The 18,938-nt window shown below is 46.4% G+C and carries 16 protein-coding genes; 1 reads left to right on the top strand and 15 read right to left on the bottom strand.

Going from position 1 to position 18,938, the window contains the following annotated elements:
- Positions 1-37: 37 nt before the first annotated feature.
- The 5 genes from NQ095_RS13675 to NQ095_RS13695 form a co-directional block, all read right to left on the bottom strand.
- Positions 38-1,486 (bottom strand): carbon starvation CstA family protein, encoded by a 1,449-nt coding sequence (locus NQ095_RS13675; protein ID WP_258264021.1) that lies wholly within the window; start codon positions 1,484-1,486, stop codon positions 38-40.
- Positions 1,487-1,747: 261 nt separating this feature from the next.
- Complete coding sequence (locus tag NQ095_RS13680; protein WP_258264022.1) at positions 1,748-2,461, bottom strand: LytR/AlgR family response regulator transcription factor; 714 nt, start codon at positions 2,459-2,461, stop codon at positions 1,748-1,750.
- A complete protein-coding gene (locus tag NQ095_RS13685) occupies positions 2,458-4,197 on the bottom strand; it encodes a sensor histidine kinase (protein WP_258264023.1) in 1,740 nt (579 codons plus the stop codon). Before NQ095_RS13685 ends, NQ095_RS13680 begins: the two co-directional genes overlap by 4 nt.
- Positions 4,198-4,314: 117 nt before the next feature.
- Positions 4,315-5,157: a YihY/virulence factor BrkB family protein gene (locus NQ095_RS13690; RefSeq protein ID WP_258264024.1), complete on the bottom strand. Its 843-nt coding sequence runs from the start codon at positions 5,155-5,157 to the stop codon at positions 4,315-4,317.
- A 17-nt stretch (positions 5,158-5,174) separates the two neighbouring features.
- On the bottom strand, positions 5,175-5,594 hold the full coding sequence (locus NQ095_RS13695; protein ID WP_258264025.1) for a hypothetical protein: 420 nt from the start codon (positions 5,592-5,594) through the stop codon (positions 5,175-5,177).
- A 256-nt stretch (positions 5,595-5,850) separates the two neighbouring features.
- Between NQ095_RS13695 and NQ095_RS13700 the strand changes: the two genes are divergently transcribed.
- Positions 5,851-6,078, top strand: coding sequence for a DUF1128 domain-containing protein (locus NQ095_RS13700; protein WP_258264026.1), 228 nt, complete (start codon positions 5,851-5,853; stop codon positions 6,076-6,078).
- An 80-nt stretch (positions 6,079-6,158) separates the two neighbouring features.
- Here the strand turns inward: NQ095_RS13700 and NQ095_RS13705 are convergent, their stop codons facing one another.
- The 10 genes from NQ095_RS13705 to motA all read right to left on the bottom strand — a co-directional run bounded on the left by NQ095_RS13705 (position 6,159) and on the right by motA (position 18,866).
- Positions 6,159-6,674, bottom strand: coding sequence for a type 1 glutamine amidotransferase domain-containing protein (locus tag NQ095_RS13705; RefSeq protein WP_258264027.1), 516 nt, complete (start codon positions 6,672-6,674; stop codon positions 6,159-6,161).
- Between the two features lie 75 nt (positions 6,675-6,749).
- Positions 6,750-8,057, bottom strand: a complete 1,308-nt coding sequence (locus NQ095_RS13710) for a lysine N(6)-hydroxylase/L-ornithine N(5)-oxygenase family protein (RefSeq protein WP_258264028.1) — start codon at positions 8,055-8,057, stop codon at positions 6,750-6,752.
- Positions 8,058-8,260: 203 nt separating this feature from the next.
- Positions 8,261-9,259, bottom strand: a complete 999-nt coding sequence (locus NQ095_RS13715; RefSeq protein WP_258264029.1) for a class I SAM-dependent methyltransferase — start codon at positions 9,257-9,259, stop codon at positions 8,261-8,263.
- Positions 9,256-10,572 (bottom strand): FAD-dependent oxidoreductase, encoded by a 1,317-nt coding sequence (locus NQ095_RS13720; protein WP_258264030.1) that lies wholly within the window; start codon positions 10,570-10,572, stop codon positions 9,256-9,258. Before NQ095_RS13720 ends, NQ095_RS13715 begins: the two co-directional genes overlap by 4 nt.
- Before the next feature lie 274 nt (positions 10,573-10,846).
- Positions 10,847-13,279, bottom strand: a complete 2,433-nt coding sequence (locus NQ095_RS13725; RefSeq protein WP_258264031.1) for a PAS domain-containing protein — start codon at positions 13,277-13,279, stop codon at positions 10,847-10,849.
- A gap of 131 nt (positions 13,280-13,410) precedes the next feature.
- The gene (locus NQ095_RS13730; RefSeq protein ID WP_258264057.1) at positions 13,411-14,340 is read right to left on the bottom strand and encodes a pseudouridine-5'-phosphate glycosidase; all 930 of its coding nucleotides are present in this window, start codon (positions 14,338-14,340) and stop codon (positions 13,411-13,413) included.
- A gap of 19 nt (positions 14,341-14,359) precedes the next feature.
- A complete protein-coding gene (locus NQ095_RS13735) occupies positions 14,360-15,454 on the bottom strand; it encodes a carbohydrate kinase (RefSeq protein ID WP_258264032.1) in 1,095 nt (364 codons plus the stop codon).
- Positions 15,455-15,585: 131 nt separating this feature from the next.
- Positions 15,586-16,977, bottom strand: a complete 1,392-nt coding sequence (locus NQ095_RS13740) for an alanine/glycine:cation symporter family protein (protein ID WP_258264033.1) — start codon at positions 16,975-16,977, stop codon at positions 15,586-15,588.
- Positions 16,978-17,296: 319 nt separating this feature from the next.
- Positions 17,297-18,088, bottom strand: a complete 792-nt coding sequence (gene motB / locus NQ095_RS13745; RefSeq protein ID WP_258264034.1) for a flagellar motor protein MotB — start codon at positions 18,086-18,088, stop codon at positions 17,297-17,299.
- Positions 18,075-18,866, bottom strand: coding sequence for a flagellar motor stator protein MotA (motA, locus tag NQ095_RS13750; RefSeq protein WP_258264035.1), 792 nt, complete (start codon positions 18,864-18,866; stop codon positions 18,075-18,077). Before motA ends, motB begins: the two co-directional genes overlap by 14 nt.
- Positions 18,867-18,938: the final 72 nt, after the last annotated feature.

Consider the following 18,938-nt stretch of genomic DNA (forward strand, 5'->3'; position numbering starts at 1 on the left):
AAAAGAGTTTCCCGGTAATAACCGGAAAACTCTCCATTTATGCTGCTGGCTGCGGCACGTCTTCGTCGACCTGAATGACCGACCCGTCGTTTAAGCGCTTTCTCAATGTGTAGATAAAAGCCAGGATCGCTGCGATCGTCACAATGGATGCTCCCATATAGGCTGTCACCATGGAAAGACCGAATCCGATCGGAGCATTCAGGATATACGTGAATGTCACCATCGTCATGAAGATCGCCGGGATCGTTGCGACCCAGTGTGGTTTCTTTTGCAGGGCAAGGTACATGGCACCTACCCAAAGAGCAATCATCGCCGTCGATTGATTTGCCCATGAGAAGTATCTCCATAAGAGATTGAAGTCCATACGTGTCAACACGACTGAAATCACGAACAGGGGAACCGCGATCCATAGGCGGCTGGACATTTTCACTTGTCCTACTTTGATGTAATCCGCAATGATCATACGTGCACTTCGGAATGAAGTATCCCCGGATGTGATCGGGAGAACGATGACTCCAAGGATGGCAAGCGTTCCGCCGATGGAACCAAGCATCAGAACAGACACTTCACTCACGACCGCTGCCGGTCCTCCGTCTTTCAAGATCGCATTCAGTTCATCAGGCTCGAACAAGCTCATCGCTGCCGCTGCCCAGATCATCGCGATGATCGCTTCTAAAATCATCATGCCGTAGAAAATCTTGCGTCCGTTCTTTTCGTTTTGAGTCGTTCTTGAGATGATCGGTGATTGTGTTGCGTGGAAGCCTGAGAGCGCCCCACACGAAATCGTCAAGAATAATAAAGGAAAAATAGCGATAGAATCAGGGTGCATATTCGTTAAAGATACTTCAGGAATATCCGCTCCCGTGATCACCAATCCCGCTCCGATTCCTACTGCACTGATCAAAAGCAGTGCCCCGAACAGCGGGTACACTTTACCGATGATTTTATCAATCGGCAGTAACGTTGCCACAATGTAGTAAATGAAAATCGCTGCGATGATGACACCGAGTGAAATCCACGCAGGAGTCAGATTCGCAATCAGGGCTGCAGGTGCAGTCACGAAAACCGTCCCTACCAGGACAAGTAAAAGAATCGAGAATGCGTTCACCACATGCTTCATCGTTTTACCAAGGAATCTTCCGGCAAGCTCCGGTAAATGAGCCCCTCCATTACGGATTGAAATCATTCCCGTCAAGTAATCATGAACCGCTCCGGCAAAAATCGCCCCGAGGACGATCCAAAGGAAGGCAACCGGTCCGTATAATGCTCCCATGATCGGGCCGAAGATCGGACCGACACCGGCGATATTCAACAGCTGGATCATGGAGTTCTTACCTGTTTTCATCGGAACATAATCCACTCCATCCGCCTTTGCATATGCAGGGGTGGAACGACTTTCATTCACTCCAAAAATCTTTTCGATAAATTTTCCATATGTGAAGTAACCAATAATTAAGACAACAATCGAGATCAGGAATGTGACCATGTATATGATCCCCTTTCGTTCAGTTATGAATACGCTTTCATTATAGCAAGCACATTCACATTTTCGACACATTCTGTCCAAGATGTTATAAATACGTGCTGAAATGCAGGAAGCAGGGATTGACGTGCTTAGGGAAAAGGGCGGTGCCAGGCACTGATTGTGTACTTGGTGCCTGGTACAAATCGAGTGTTTTGTGCCAGGCACCAAAAACAAAAAATGTACCAGGTACAAATCCTCCCCATTGTACCTGGTACACTACAACTACAATTCCAATCGCTCCCGCAATTCCTTCACATAATTCCGGCTCACAGGGATCGCCTCATCAGCTCCATGAACCTTCAGCTGGTACACGCCGCTCCCCCATGGAATCAATTCTTCCACAAAGGGCAGCTGAACGAGATAGCTTTTGTGGACGCGGAAGAAAGGATAGGTGCCGAGTTTCGCTTCCAATTCCTTGATCGGCATCCTGCACGTATATTTCTTTTTTTTCGTACAGATAAATGTTTCCCGCTCTTCTCTGAAAATATAGAGAATATCCTCCGGCCTGACGAATACAATCTTATCCTCATCATGCACGGCCAGTTTTCCCAGGGATGGATTCTCACGGGGTTCGACCTTTACTAAAGACTTCAGCCTCTCCATCGTTTGTGCAAGCTGATCTTCTTCAAAAGGCTTCAGCAGGTAGTCGACAGCCTCGACCCTGAACGCCTTAAGGGCATAGTCAGGGTACGCCGTGGCAAAGACGATTTCCGGCTTATGCTTCATGTTCTGAAGGGCTTCTGCGAGATCCACTCCGCTCATGCCAGGCATTTCGATGTCCAGGAATAGGACGTCGGGCTCTTTCGTCAAAATGATCTCAAGGCCTTTTTCCGCTGAGCTTGCTTCCCCGACCACCTCCGCCCAGGGATAACTTCCAAGGAGATGCTTCATTTCCTCCCGGCTGTACGGTTCATCATCGATTATCGCGATTTTCATTCCGGTTCACTCCTTACCGTAAATCTAACGGTGGTTCCACTTTCCTTTGAAGATGATACCTTTAGCCCTGCTTCTTTTCCCATCATCATTTCCAGGCGTTTGTTCACATTGTATAGACCGATTCCCGTGCCTGACTGTGATTCTACCGGCTCCGACACTAGCTTGCTCAACCTGTCTTCATTGATTCCACAACCATTATCTTTAACACTGACGGTCACTTTGTCTCCTTCTTTCCTTATGGAGATCGTTAATACAAATCCTTCTTCGACATTCTTCATCCCATGCTTGATCGCATTTTCCACGAGCGGTTGCAGGGTGATGGAAGGGACTTTCGCCTGTAAGGCATCTTCATCGATTTTATACACGACTTCAAGACGGTCAAAGAATCTTGCTTCTTCAATGGCCAGGTACGCTTTCACATGCTGACCTTCTTCTTTAAGGGTGGAGGTTGATTTCGTGCTCCCCGTCAGATTCTGTCGGACGAATTGGGAAAGGGAAATAAGCAGTGTCCTGGCCTTATCCGGATTGATCCGCGTCAATGACACGATGACATTGATCGTATTGAACAGAAAATGGGGGTTGATCTGGGCCTGCAGCGCCCTCACTTCCGACTCTTTCGCAAGCTCCTTATGGGTATCGATTTCCGCAAGTTCCAGCTGATGACTAAGGAGGGTGGCGATCCCCTTCGTTAATTCCATCAATATCGGTGAAATTTCCTTTTCAGAATGAAAATAGAATTTTAGGGTCCCGACGATCTCGTCCCCATTTAGTAGCGGTGCCATGATGGCCGCTCCCAATGGACATCCGTTCCGGTCACACTGGATATCATCCCGTCCCACCTTCATCAGCTCACCGGTCTCGATGACCCGCTTCGTTGCTTCCGTCTGAATCGGGCGCCCTTCGTGATGATGATCAGAAGCAAGTCCGACATGGGCGAGGATATGGGACGTGTTCGTAATCGAAACGGCTAGTGCATTGACATCCCTCATGAGGATCTCACATGTTGCCCGGGCTGACGATGCATTCAATCCTTTTCGCATATATTTCACCGTGCTGTCTGCCAGGCGCAGTGCTTTCTGGGACTGAGCAGCCCCCATCCGTTCCTCTTCTTGAAATACACTTTTGATGATAAGCAGGAAAATCCCTGTTCCGACACCATTGGCCAGAATCATCGGCCAACCGATATCAGACACGAGCAAATATGCATCGTCAAATGGTTTTGACAATAACAGGATGAGAAGCATCTGCATCCCTTCCGCAAGAAAGCCGACCAGAAATGCCTTTTGTGGGGAAACAAGCCTGTTTTTCTTTTCCCGCTTGCCGATCCAGCCTGCCAACAGACCTGCCAGTACCGTCGAGATACCGCATGAGAATGCCGTGAACCCTCCAAGGAAAAAGCGGTGGACACCCGCAACCAGTCCTGCCCCGAGACCGATCCATGGGCCACCGAGTAGTCCTGCTACCACAACGCCGATTACCCTCGAGTTCGCAATCGCTTCATTCTGTTGAAGATGCCACTGCCATTTTGTATATTCTTCCTGAAAAGGATTCACGATCAACCCTGTATATGTACCAACGATGCCGAAGAAACCAAACAAGAGGATAAGGAGGAACGTCTGGGATTTCTGCACATGTGTCCGTTTTTCAATCAGGTGACGAAAGAAGCCGATCCTCGTCATCACAAAGGCAATCGTCACGATGATGCCTAATCGTTCGATCATTGCGGCAATTAACATATGCCCCGCCTCGCTTTCTATATCACATAAAAAAAGAAGACCCTTTAAACACGAATGTTTAATAGAATCTTCCCCTACTCCTACCTTTACTATGTCCAGGGAATGATTTCCCCTATTTTAACACGAATCTTTGTCTTTAATCGTCACAAGTGCATTGATTTCTCCACCGATCATAATGATGATTCCTGTCAAGTAGAACCAGATCATGAGCACGATGATCCCACCAATGCTGCCGTATGTCGCCGAATAGTTCCCAAAGCTCCCTACGTAATACGAAAAAGCCAAGGACGCGAGTACCCATCCAAGAGTCGCAAAGATCGCTCCCGGAAACGCACTTATACATTTGATCCGTTTACTTGGAGCAAAAAAATACAATCCGACGAAAATGATAAAGAGAATGATGGGTGTGATGGCCCAGCGAATCCCGTTCCAAATCGTTAAAAATTGATCTGAAAATCCGAATTGAGAAAATAAGAAAAGACCAATCTGCTTACCGAATACCGGAAGCAGGAGTGCGATGACAAATACCAGGATCATGGCAAATGTCAATAGAATGGACATTAGGCGCGTGGCAATGAACGATCTTGATTCTTCGACATCATATGCCCGATTCAAGCTCTTCACAATGGCATTCATTCCGTTGGACGCCGACCAGATCGTGGCGATGATACTGACGGACAGTAAGCCTGAATTGCGGTTGGACATGACGTCCTGCAGTGTTTCCTCAATCATCGACATCGTTTCACCGGGTGCAAAATCCCTCACCAATCCGAGAATGTCCCCCTGATCAAAGGGCAGATATGGAAGAAGTGTGACGACAAAAATCAGCAGTGGAAAGAGCGATAAAAGAAAATAATAGGCAATTTGCGCGGCAAGGCCCGTTATGTCATTCGCACTGATATTGGCGAAAAGACTTTTCGAAAATCCTTTCCAATCTCCTTTGACCGTCTTATCCGACATGCTTTCACCTCATTTCATTAATATCCCTTAAATGAAGAAGCAATCGGCTGACTTTCTTCATCCTGAGCAGTTAGTTCATTTGATGTTTCTTGAACTGAAAACGTATCTTTGTACGTTTCTGAAGAGTCTTCAAACGTTTCTTTCGTCTCCTCTATGATCTCTTTCACCTGAGGGGTCATCCCTTTGATTTCATCCACCTTTTCACTGATGAAGTGGATGTCCCTCGAGACCTGATCGGCCGTCATGCGCAGTTTCTCATACACTTCCCTGGAAGATTCAAGCAATCTCTGAGGATTTTTTGAATAGGCGGATATATAATGTCCGCTATTTTTTAAAGTGGAACCCACTTCCTGACGCGTGGATCTGTCCAGGAGAGACAGAAGACCCCCTGCAACAGCACCAAGCATGACCCCTTTGTAAAACTTATTCCTTCCCATATGTATTACCCTCCTCCAAAATAATCGGCTCCAGCCGGATTCCACTTAATCATACACTTCCTGGCAATAATAGATACCAGGTACTCATCCATTTCTCACGTAATAGCTTATCTATTCATTTCCCATTCCTTAATAGTGTAAAACATTCTCCGAAAAAAATCCTCCAGGAGTCACTTCTATCCATGGCTTATTGACAGGAAGATAGAATCATGGAAAGATGAATGTACTACATTGTACGTCAGAAAGGACGATTTAGATGGATTTATCACAAAATAATGCAGAAAATATCAATTTCATGGTCACAGCAATCAAAGAAAAATTAAGAATGGTCAATGCAGGTGCCGTCAAGCCTGAAGACTTTAATGAAGAAATGTACGAAGATCTCCACGACCTATATGTCATGGTGAATCGCAAGGATCATTTCAGCCCGAGCGAAATGAATGCCATCATTGAAGAAATGGGTAACCTTAGGAAAAAAGCGTGAACAGCAACTAAAAAAAGGGGACATTCCCACAAAGGTACAAAATACCTTGGGGAATGTCCCCTTTCATTTAACTGCCTGCCTTATTTAGAAAGAAGCGCGAGTGATTCACGGTTGAAAGCCGGGATATCATCAGGCGTCCTGCTGGTTACAAGCTGGTTGCCGCACACGACGACTTCTTTATCTTCGTATGTCACACCTGCATATTCCATATCGACTTTAATCGACTTGAATCCAGTCGCTTTTCGTCCTTCCAATGCTTTGGCCGTGATTAATAATTGTGGACCGTGACAAATCGCGAATACCGGTTTTTTCTCATCCATGAAATGCTTTGTGAATTTCACGAAACGGTCATCTGCGCGCAGCTGATCCGGAGAAAATCCGCCTGGTAATAACAAGGCATCAAAGTCTGCAGGATTGACGCTATCGATGCTTTCATCGATTTTCACCGTTGCATCGCCCTGTTTGCCTTTGACTGATTTCCCTTTTTCTTTTTCAATCGTCACGACTTCGTGCCCTGCTTCTTTAAACGCTTTTTCAGGATCTGTGAATTCTACGTCTTCAAACATGTCTGTAATTAATGTTGCAATCTTAGCCATAAAATTTAACACTCCTAGTATTGTTTGATTTATTATCACACTTATACTTTACCCGGCACACAAAAAGTAAAACCCTTATTTATCCATAGTGAATTGAGAGAAAATCGTATCTCTTTGTACTTCATACACTTCTTTCCCCACGATGTCGTTGATGATATGGATATTCCGGTCGACGGCCAATCCAAGATTCGTCGCACTGGCACCGTGGGAGTGCTCAAGATTCGTCACGGTGTAAAAATGATGATCTCGATCCGGGTTTTCTTTAAACTGAAGCTTATAGTTCCGGGAGACTTTAAATTTCTTATCATCTTCCCACACGATTTTGTCTTCGAACTCCTCAAAGAACCATTCAGGAATATTCGGCTTGTACCCTGTCGCTAAAATCACCTTATCACTTTGATAATTAAATTCGCGATCTTCCTGCCATTGGCGGCAATTCAGGACGTAACCATCTCCTTCATGCCGGATTTTGTTCACTTCCGTCAGGGGCTGGATGGTCGTGCGGGGTGACCGGTCGCTGACGGAATGGTTATAGAGAATGTTATAAATATTGTTAAGGGTGTCCGGATCGATCCCGTTCCTAAGCTGATCGAGGGTTTTAAGGGCTTCCAACCGCTTTTCATACGTCAGTCCATGGAAATAGTCCACGTAATCCGGGGCAAAGAATTCCTGCCCGAGCTTTGACGATTCAAGCTGCAGAATCCCTTCGGAACGGGTCAGCCACGAAAGCTGATACGAATGATTCTTTTGCTCCTTCAATAAATCAAAGAACACCTCGGCTGCACTTTGACCGGAACCGACAATCGTAATGGATGCCCCTTCCATCGTCGTTTTTTTATGAAACAGATACTTGCTCGTATGATGGACGTCTTCATCCGGCAACCCTTCCATTCCTTCTAAAATAAGGGGTTTACTTCCCGTTCCCATCACAATATGCTTCGCATAATAAACCTCACGTTCATCTTCCAGCCGGTTATCGACCACCACTTTATAACAGTCGCCAACATCCGTCACCCCGATCACTTCGCTATGAAATTGACAAGAGCTCAGCTGACTCGAGACCCAGCGGGCATACTCATTGTATTCCTGACGCGGCATTTCAAACTTTTGAAAAAAGAAAAATTTATATAAACGATTATGGGTATGTAAATAATTCAAATAACTATACCGGCTCTGTGGATTCGCAAATGTCACGAGGTCTGCTATGAAAGGCACCTGCAGATCTGTCAGGTTGATCAGCATTCCCGGATGCCACTGAAATTCCGGGGTCTGATCGAAGAACTTCACCTTTAGATCGGTCCTTTCCTCCATCAGGGCAGCCAAACTCAAATTGTAAGGCCCTATCCCGATTCCGATACAGTCGAATATTTCATGTTTACTCAATCGGCTCTCCTCCACATTCATGATCTACTTTTCTATTTTTACCCTAAAATGACGAGTGTTTACCCTGTTTCACGAAAATAATTATGAGGAATGTGTGACCATGGGGTTTTAGCTGGTGAATCTCTTAGGTGTATTTCAGAGGAGAATCTCAAGCTAATTCCGTAGTTGAGCTATAAGTAAACTCTAAAAAAACGGATCCCTTCTTACAAGGATCCGTCTTTCCTGAAAATCATCACGTACCATCCGCCTTCTTTCACGATCGGCTCGACGGACTCGACGTTGAAATGAGTTTTTCCCGCAAGTGTCTCCATCTCCTTCTGTGAAGGAATAGGGTACAGGTTCTGGAATGTCATGAAGAAGCTGTTGAAGGCACTGGAGAATTGTTTTCCATGCTTGGATTTCTGCATCGGTGTCAGGACGAAGAACACCCCTTCGGACCCGAGCCACTCAGATGCTTTTTCAAAGAATTGCAGTCGTTCGGATGGATCGATATAGTGAAAGAGATTGTTGGCCATGATCATATCAAAGTGCTGTTCGGGCTCATATTCATGTAAGTCCCCACAGTGGATATCGATGTTTTCAAATTCTTTCAGGGATTGTTCCGCTGCCTTGGCGACGGCTTCATGGATCTCGATTCCCACCATTTTTTTATCCGGATAACGCTCTCCAATCCTCTTTACATACCCTCCCTCTCCGCATCCCAAGTCCAGGATGGAGTCCGCATTGTATTTTTTAATCGCCTTCTGCACCTTTGGAAAGGCAAATCGTTCCAATAGAATCGACGTTTTCGCAACGGTTGAGCCATGGACATCGGAGTTGAAGTGCTGTTTCGTCTGATTCCGTAGTAGTTGAGGGTACGATAACAGAGCCGGGATATGGAGTTCCATCATTTCTTTCAGCAGGATCCCGGATGAGTGGGGATCTTTTTTGGATGTAGGAAGCTTCCATCTGTTCCTCGTCGTGACTTTTGCGTCCTCAACCCGTTTCAGATGCTTGATGGTGATTCCTACTTCCACCCACTGTTCAAGAAGATCCATTTCGATGTTTTGAGCAACCGCCACCTCCTGGATGGAAGCAGGCTTTGTGAATTTTTCGAACAGGTCCATCTCATAACCTACATAAGCATGCCAGCTGTACAGGAAAGGGACATTCTTCTTCATCCAAGTTCGAGCCCGCCATACCTTTACCATTTCTCCAATCATTTTAGTGCCTCCTTTCCTTTCCAGGGGTAATCCTGGTCTGACGTAAATGTAGTCGTATATTTTTCTTCTGGTGTTAACGAATCATGTCTGATCGGGAGCATGCCCCCCTGGATCATACGGTCATAAAGGGTCTCCCTCCACATGCCGAGACCTGAAATGTTCAGCATCTGTTTATAATGGGAAATCGAGTCTCTCTCCATCCTCTGCAGGCTTTTATTCCGGAGCCAGCCGACGGGTCGGTAAGGATAAGAATAGACGAGGGCGGATAAGTGACTGAGGTGCATTTGATGGGCGACCCTTTTTTTTCTTACGTTTGGATACCATTCCAAATTGACCGGATCTAATTTCCCCTCTTTAAACATGTCACATAACAGTTCCCCAAGGATGCTGCCATCCTGAATCGCCATATTCATCCCTTCACCCGCCATGGGATGGACCGTATGGACGGCGTCTCCGATAAGGGCGAAATGATCCTTCACATAGGTCTCAGCGTGATATTTCAGTGGGACCATGAGCTGGATTTCCTTCCAATCATCTATCTGATTCACATACCCGTCCAGATCCGGGCACATTTCAATGTAGAGTTTATGAAACTCTGAAATCGGTTTTTTCCGGAGTGTTTTGTATTCACCTGCAGGAATGAGATAAACCGACCTCACTTCATTGTCCGGTAGTGGAAATAAGCCTAAAAATGATTGATATGTAGAAATGATGCGCCCCTTCACCATTTCCTTTGGCCGTGGGAATGTGACCGTGAGGAAATGATGATTATACTTTTTCTCCTTCACATCCACTTCCATATAGTTCCGGGTGACCGAGCTCCTTCCCTCTGCCCCGATGATGAAATCACTATGAATCTCCTCTTCTGCCTTCGACTCCCGATTTTCGACGGTCACCGTATGCCCATTTATCTTTTTACAGACGGTATTCGCCCGATAATGGAAGGATGGATACGCTTCCCCTTTTTTTCGCAGGATGTCCTTTAGCGTTTCGTGATGGATCATGAGGGAAAATGGATACGGAGTCGGTAGGATGGAATAGCTCATGGTTGAATGGTCAGCCTTCAATTTGGCCCGTTTCAATTCAATCAGTTCCAGATCGGAGATGCTGTGTCCGTTTTGAAAGACATCGTCTATGACTCCCAGGGAATCGAATATTTCCAGGCTTTTCGGCTGAAGAAGCTCACCCTTGTAAACGGAACCCTTCCCTGGCAACCGCTCTACGACGGTTACATCGATGTTACACTGGGCGAGTTTCAGACCGAGTGTCAGACCGCCGATGCCTCCACCGCTTATAAAGACGTTCGTCTTCATCTCTCTTCACCTCTTTCCATTCATTTATCCTATTTCCAGGATGTTGAAACTTGCCGGTGTGCTCTCGCCAAGAAGTGACAAGTTCCTTCCATGAGAACCCTCATGAAGAAATTTGTAGAAGATGCTATTTCCCGGGAAAATATTAAAGTTCCAGGAGACACCCCCTATGGTTTCCTACAGTATTTGTCGGATTATCCCCCCTTGAAAAATCGACAATAACCGGGTAAATAAAAAAACTCCACGACAAGATTCACCTCTCATCGTGGAGCAAGATCTATTTCTGTTTTGCAATCGGCAAAAGGATCGTGACGGTGGTCCCTTCGCTGACGTTGCTTTGAATCGATAGGGAACCATGATGCTCTTTGATGATTTTTTGACAAATCATCAGCCCGAGACCGGTCCCTTTTTCTTTCGTGCTGTAAAACGGTTCCCCCAGATGCTTCATGCGTTCAGGCGGGATCCCGCTCCCATTGTCCTGGATCGAGATTTTCCCATGGCCATCGACCTTTTCCAGCTGAACATTGAGGAGTCCGCCTGCAGGCATGGCTTCCAGGGCATTTTTCATCACATTCAAGATGACCTGTTTCATTTGATGGGAATCACAATAGATTTCAGCTTCCTCCACAGAGAACCTCACATCGACCCCCTGCTTCAGGCATTCCATCTTGATGAATTCCACAGAACTTGTGAGAAGGGTTGTCAGGGAGGTCAGGGAGAATTTGACGGCCCTTGGTTTTGCCAGTGCCAGAAACTCATTGGTAATGATCTCGATCCGGTCGAGTTCTCCTTGGATAACACCAAGATAAAAGTCATCCTCGGCATTTTCCTTCATGAGCTGGAGGAATCCTTTCAGAGTCGTCAGGGGATTCCTGATTTCATGAGCGACGCCCGCTGCAAGCTGACCGATCATCGCCAACTGCTCTGACTTCTTCAGCAGGTCTTCGTTAAGCTTCTTCTCGGAAAGATCACGTATGATGGCAGAAATACCGATTAAACGTCCACCATCATTCAGAATCGGATTCATATTAAAAGCAATCTCAACCGGGGAGCCGTTTTTCCGGTACCGGACGGTTTCATAGTCTTTGATCCGTTTCCCGGCCATCACCGTGGCCAGGTTTTGTTTAAACTGTCCGACCTGCTCTTCCTGATGGAGAAAGGTGATTTCCCTTCCAGTGATTTCATCCTTCGTCCAACCGAACATCGATTCAAACTGTTGATTCACCTTTAAGACCTTTCCTTCCGGATCCAGAAGGGCGATCCCGTCTCCTGCATGCTCGAAGTATGCTTCCAGGAGCTCCTTCGCTTCTTTCAGTTCTTCTTCCATCTGCAGTTTTTCCGTGATGTCCTGTCCAAAACCGTAAATTCCGATCACCTTGTTCTTTACTCGGATAGGGATATTGGTGACAGCTACATGGCTTTTGCCACCTTCTCCATTTTCAAAGGTGGTCACGAATCTTGACGCTTCCCCTTTAAGGGCGATTTCAAATTTTTTGATGGCCGTTTCCTTACTGCCTTCTGCAATGAAATCACTGAAGTGACTTCCGATCATATGCGGTGAAATGTGGTCCCACTGGGTTTTCACAGTCGGATTCACTTCTTGTATGATCCCGTTTGTATCGACCATATAAATATTATCTGGACTGTATTTTACGATCGATTTATACTTTTGTTCGCTTTCGATCAGTTTTCTCTGTATGTCCTTGATCAGGGAAATGTCTGATATGGAAACGATGATTTCCACCACGGCGCTATTTTGAATAACGGGGACAATGGAAGCCAAATACTCCAATTCCTTGTATTCGTCTTCATATGTCAGCTCTTCCCCCGTTTCCCATATCCGCTTTAACTTGGGCTGGATCTTTCCTAAATGGTGGGAATCGAACACTTCCTGGATCGTTTTCCCAATCACTTTAGAAGGAGTCAAATTCAGCTTATTCAACAGCTCACCCGCTGCCATTTCAATGACAAAATCCTGATCGCTTTTCTTTATCTTGTACGTGATCGTCTTTTGAAGGCGGAGGGTGTTTTCAAGTTCCACCTTTAAGGACATCAATTCATTTTCATACTTTTTCTTTTCAGTGATGTCGTGAAGGATGATCCCCACGCTATCCACCGTTCCGTCACTCTTATAATTGGCTGGGGAAATAGTAATATTGCAGGTGATTTTCCGTTGTGACCCCAAATTGAAAGTAACTTCTTCCCCTGTCGTATTCAAGCCTTTCAAACCATTTTTGACGATGGAATGAAAGGGTTGATTCTGCAGCGGGGGCTGCTGACAGAGGGGTTCTCCCAGAATGGCATCAGAAATCCGGAACAGCTCCTGGAAAGACTGATTCATTTCCATCACGTTTCCTGTTTTATCAATGATACATACACACGTAGGCGTGTTGTGGATAAGGGCTTCATAAATCGCCGAATGAGAATGAATGGAATCGTCGTGTGATACGGCGGACCCCAGTGGGATCATCATAACCAATTCTTTGGACTCATCAATCTGTTTTCGCTTGAACCCGTAGTATTGATGATGCAAGCGAATCGAATAATCTTCATCTTCCACCATTTTCAGGAGAAGATTGTCTTCTTTGAGGGTGATTCCCCTCCATTCTGCATTTTGTTCTATAAAAGATGGTTGTGTCACATCGATTATTGCTGCCGGGACTGGAATTGAATCTACATTCAATGCATGATAAGAGTGCATTTGAGCCATAGTACCTTCCTTTATCGTAACGTTATTACCCCCATTTTACCCTACCTTTTGCAACATATAAACGAGGAATCTCAATTCACAAGAAAAACCCGGGCACACATTTATGCCCGGGTCACTTACAGTCATCTACATTAAATCGCTTCAATCCGGCTAAGTCCGGCATATCGAACGGCAATCTCTGCGCCGATATGAGCATTATGCTTCACGAGGGCGATATTGGCCGTCAGGCTCTTCCCCTCAGTCAGCTCCTTTACTTTTCCAAGCAGGAATGGAGTGGCATCCTTTCCTTTGATCCCTTCTGATTCCGCATCTTTTAATGCTACTTCAATGATACGTTCCATTTCCTGGTCATCCATGGCATCCTCTTCCGGAATCGGATTTGCCACAACCACTCCTCCCTTCAGACCTAGTTCCCATTTCGCTTGCAGGATGCCGGCTGTCTCCTCTGCTGATTCAACTTTATAATTCACGGAATAAGGACTGCTTCTTGTATAAAATGCCGGCAATGAGCTGGTTCTGTATCCTAAAACGGGTACTCCCTTTGTCTCCAGGTATTCGAGGGTCAAGCCGATATCCAATATGGACTTGGCCCCTGCACACACAACTGCCACATTCGATACGGCCAGTTCCTCAAGATCCGCCGAAATATCCATTGTCACCTCAGCGTTCCGGTGCACTCCCCCGATCCCACCCGTGACAAATACCGGGATGTCGGCAAGCTCTGCACAAATCATCGTTGCCGCCACTGTCGTCGCCCCTTCTTTACCAGAGGCCAGAATATAAGGGATATCACGGCGGCTCGCCTTGACCACGTCTGTTGCCTGCCCTAAATATTCAAGCTCCTCCTGGGATAATCCGATTTTAATCTTTCCGTTCAGGATCGCGATCGTTGCCGGTACAGCGCCTTTTGATCGAATGATATCTTCAACTTCCCTTGCCGTCTTCACATTTTGCGGATATGGCATGCCGTGAGAGATGATCGTCGATTCCAGTGCAACGATCGCTAAGCCCTTCCTTTTCGCTTCTTTTACTTCCTCTGAGTATTCCACATATGAAGTGATTTTCAAAACTATTTCCCCCTTAATAATAGAGACTGAACTCCTGTTGCAGCTTGCTTTCGTTAAGAGTCGGTGCCACCGTATGTCTCGACTGAAGTGTGATCGACGAACAAATCACCCCGATCCTGCACGCCCCGTCCGTATCGGACCCCTTTAAATAGCCAAATAATATGCCGGCTACGAGGGCATCACCAGCACCGGTCACATCCTGTACTTCAACCTTCGGAGGCAGAATGGCCGTTGCTTCGTTGTATGTAGTGTAATAAATCAGTCCCTGATCTCCACGGGTAATGACAGCACGCTCGGCGCCCCTCATTGTCAGTTCCTTCGCCGCCTTGAAATAATCACCCTCCGTTTCGATCGTCATATCCAGATACATCTCTGCTTCCCTTTTATTGCAAATGAACCATGACACACCCTCCAAAGAAGTAGGGAGCTTCTTGACCTTCGGAGCCGACACAGGGATCACTGCCAGAGGAACTCCTTCAGATTGACATCTTCGTATGATGTACTTCAGCACATCTTCCGGAAAATTCGTATCGAGAAGCACCATTTCTGAAGATGCAATCAATCCCCATCGCCTTTCTATAAACCCAATGTCAACGCTTTCATAAATATTCATGTCTGCCAAGGCAAATAACAGTTCACCCTTTTCGTCCAATACGGCAGAGTAAGCGCCTGTGCTTTCATTCAATAGCTTCTGGCACCCGGATACATCTGCGAAGGTTTTCGTCTCGTTCATGAGCCAGCTGCCTTCTGTATCTTCTCCTACGACGGTTATGAGATTAGTAGACTTCCCGAGTCTACCAAGATTCTCAGCAACATTTCTCGCCACCCCCCCACTCGTCTGTTCCGATCTCGCAGGATTGGACGTTTCCGGGATCATCTCACCCAGCAACTGCAACTTTCGGTCGATGTTGGCTCCCCCTATGCAAGTGATCCCGTTCCCCTTTGGAATCACATAGGCACGGCCTAAGATCTTTCCCTGCCTGACCAGATTGGAAATATAACCGGCTACGGCCGATCGTGAAATCCCGCTTCGCTCAGATAATTCCTGTTGCGTCATAAACGGATTCTCTTCAATGAATGACAATAAAAGCTGTTCTTTCTCGTTCACTTTCTCCCACTCCTATAAAGAAAAGTAACTTTTGTTAATATTCTAAACTTTTGTTTTATTTTACACAAGTTGGAAGTTCGCAAAACAAAAAAAAAGACTTGTTCTTCCCTTCGGAAAAACAAGTCTAAAGTTTAAGATATTTTCTTTTCTTTCACTTTACCTGTGTCCTTTAAGTAGTATTCGTCGGAAGTAAAGAACTCATTGGTGAGTCTTTTAACCTCTTTACTCAGTAGAAGGACCGCGATGATATTCGGAATCAATATTGCCGCCAATGCTAAATCAAGGAATTGCCAGATGACCTTGGCCGCTCCGACAGATCCAAAAACGATGGCAACGGTATAAACCACTTTGATCCCCTGTGCCGCCTTCCAGCCGAACAGGAATTCAGCCTGTTTTGCCCCATAAAAGACAATGACGATGATCGTGGACAAGACGAAGAAAATCAATGAAATCGTGACGAGGATCCCGCCAAACTCTCCGAAATAGTTCGTAAATGCCTCTGTTGTAAGGGCTGAAGGATCATCTAAAGCGTTTTCTGCCGTCCACACCCCTGATGATAAGACGACAAACGCCGTAGCTGTACAGACAATGATGGTATCAATCACGATTCCGACAATCGCCCACAGACCCTGTCGCACAGGATGATCCGTCTGTGCCGCTGCATGAGCAATCGGAGCCGTTCCGAGCCCTGCTTCATTGGAATATAATCCACGGGCAAACCCCCAGCGAATCGTCTCTGCGATGGCCACTCCGGCAAAACCTCCCATTGCAGACATAGGTTGAAAGGCATGTGACAAAATCAAACTGAAGAATTCAGGTACTGCACCCAAATTCATAAACAAAATCACTAAGGCGCTCCCTACATAAATCAAGGCCATGAACGGAACGAAGATCTCTGTCACCTTACCAATCCGTTTGATGCCGCCGAATACAATCAGCACGACAATAAGCGCAACGATAATACCCGTAATCAAGCCATTAACGTTAAAGGTTTCTTCTACGGTTGAAGCTACGGCATTCCCTTGTACCATGACGCTTGGAATCAGCTCGATCATAAGGGCAAAGGCGAACCAGACGCCAAGCCACCTCATGTTCAACCCTTTCGTCATATAGTACATGGGACCGCCGACAAATTCTCCTTTTTCATTCTTCTCACGATAGCGGACCGCAAGCACACTCTCCGAGAACTTAAGCGCCATCCCGATAAGGGCAATGACCCACATCCAGAAAACGGCCCCGGGACCACCGAACATGATCGCAGCCGGGACACCGACGATATTCGCGGCCCCGATCGTGGAAGACAGGGCAGACGTCAGCGCCTGGAGGGGAGTGACCGTCCCTTCTCCCTTCGGCTTTTTAAATACACTTCCAACCGTTTGCTTAAAAATGTAAAGAGGATACCGAAATTGTATGAATTTTAATAATATTGTTAAGTACAAACCCGTTGCACCCAGGACAATGATTAATGGCGGACCCCATAACCACGCCGAAACTTTACCTATGATGTCGAAAAACGTATCCAATCGTGCTCCTCCTTTGATAGAGGCAGTGGCTAACATTTGGAATAAAACGCGGGGGAATTGTTGGTTCAAGCGTATGTATAAAGCCTATCGATATCTTTCACAGACCCCGGATCCTGAAAAATTAGCCACTACTTCTACATGCTTTTTCCAGACTTTTCCCTGAAATGGGGACCGTGAAACATTATTTTATGAAAAGTTTCTCAGTACATGACCATCTGCCATTCTCCAGCACGGCTTCTGTATTTCGACAAGATCCCTCCCTTTCCCCGGAAATACGTCAAAAAACCTGCAACGGATCTTCCGTTGCAGGTCCCCTCTTCTATTCTGTCACCCTCGGCAATATTAACACTTCCACCCGGCGGTTCTGTCCCCGTCCTTCTGCTGTTCCATTGTCTGCAATCGGTTCGAATTCACCGAATCCTTTCGCACTGAACCACTGGGGGTCAAGGGCTGGATTGTCTAATATGATTTTCATGAAATTGACTGCCCGCATGACGCTGAGCTCCCAGTTCGAGTCGAATTCCGCATTCCGGATGGGCACATTATCTGTATGACCGCTGATGATGATGTTTCGAGGCGGATTCATCTCGAGAAGGCCCGATAACTCCTCCGCAACATTCTGGTCACTGCCCTGGACCGTTGCAGACCCCGAGTCGAATAATACATTGTCGCGAATCGTGAGGAGGAGCCCTTCATCCGTCAGCTTGGTGACGAATTGAAGCTCCAAGTTATTCGTTTTGATGTATTCGTTTATTTTTTTCTGGATTTCCTTCAGTTCTTCCTGATCCTTCATAAAAGCTTGCTTTGCAAGCTCTTCCTTACTTACTTCCTTTTCTTTTTCCTTATCTATCCCGGCTGATGCAGCCTGCTTCTGTTCTTGATCGCTTGACTGCTGGGGGGCGACAGGGCTTGGATACTCCATCATTCCCGTGCCCCCGGTGAAGATTTCACTGAACACCTGGGAGAGTTCCTTGAACTTCTGGGCGTCCACTGAGCTTGATGCGTACAAGACGATAAACAGTGCCAGCAGCAGAGTGAGTAGGTCAGCATACGGAATGAGCCAGGATTCATCCATATGTTCGTCGTCATGTTTCTTCTTACGCCGCCTCATCCTCATCCCCCTTTAGTAACAAGATCCGCTCACTTGCCGGTAAATAGGATGCCAACTTCTGTTCGATCACCCGGGGAGATTCTCCCTCAATGATGGAAAGGATGCCTTCCACCATCATCATTTTCATTTGAACTTCACCCTTGGATTTCCGTTTCAGCTTGTTGGCAAAAGGATGCCACAAAACGTAACCCGTGAAGATACCAAGCAATGTCGCAACGAAGGCCGCAGATATCGCATAGCCGAGTTCATCGGTATTATCCATATGGCTCAGGGCTGCGATTAACCCAATGACTGCCCCCAGGACCCCAAGTGTCGGCGCATACGTTCCAGCCTGTGTGAAGATGAGGGCCCCTGCACTGTGACGTTCTTCCATGGCATCGATTTCTTCATGGAGCACATCCCTGATGTAATCGGCACTCTGTCCATCCACTGCCAATGAAAGTCCGTCCCTGAGGAAAGGATCATCTACTTCCTGTGTTTTGGCCTCCAGTGCAAGCAGCCCTTCTTTACGTGCAAGATCTGCCACTTGCGAGAAGAATTGAATCGTTTGTTTCGGGTCCTGCAATTTTTGCTCTTTAAACAATATACCGAAGAGCTTCGGCACTTTTTTGATTTCGTGTGTCGGGAATGCAATGGTCACTGCGGCTACCGTACCCAGTAAAATAATCAAAATGGCTGCAGGGTTCAATAAGGCAACCGGGCTTACTCCTTTGAATACCATCCCTACCCCAACCGCTATCAATCCTAAAATGACTCCTATTAAAGACGTCTTATCCATCTGATCGCTCCACCTTACTCATCGTAGTCTATTACTAATATCGGATAAAGCCTCTGATTATTGAGTGATAGT

It is taken from the genome of Rossellomorea sp. SC111 (assembly GCF_024733565.1).
GTDB lineage: Bacteria > Bacillota > Bacilli > Bacillales > Bacillaceae_B > Rossellomorea.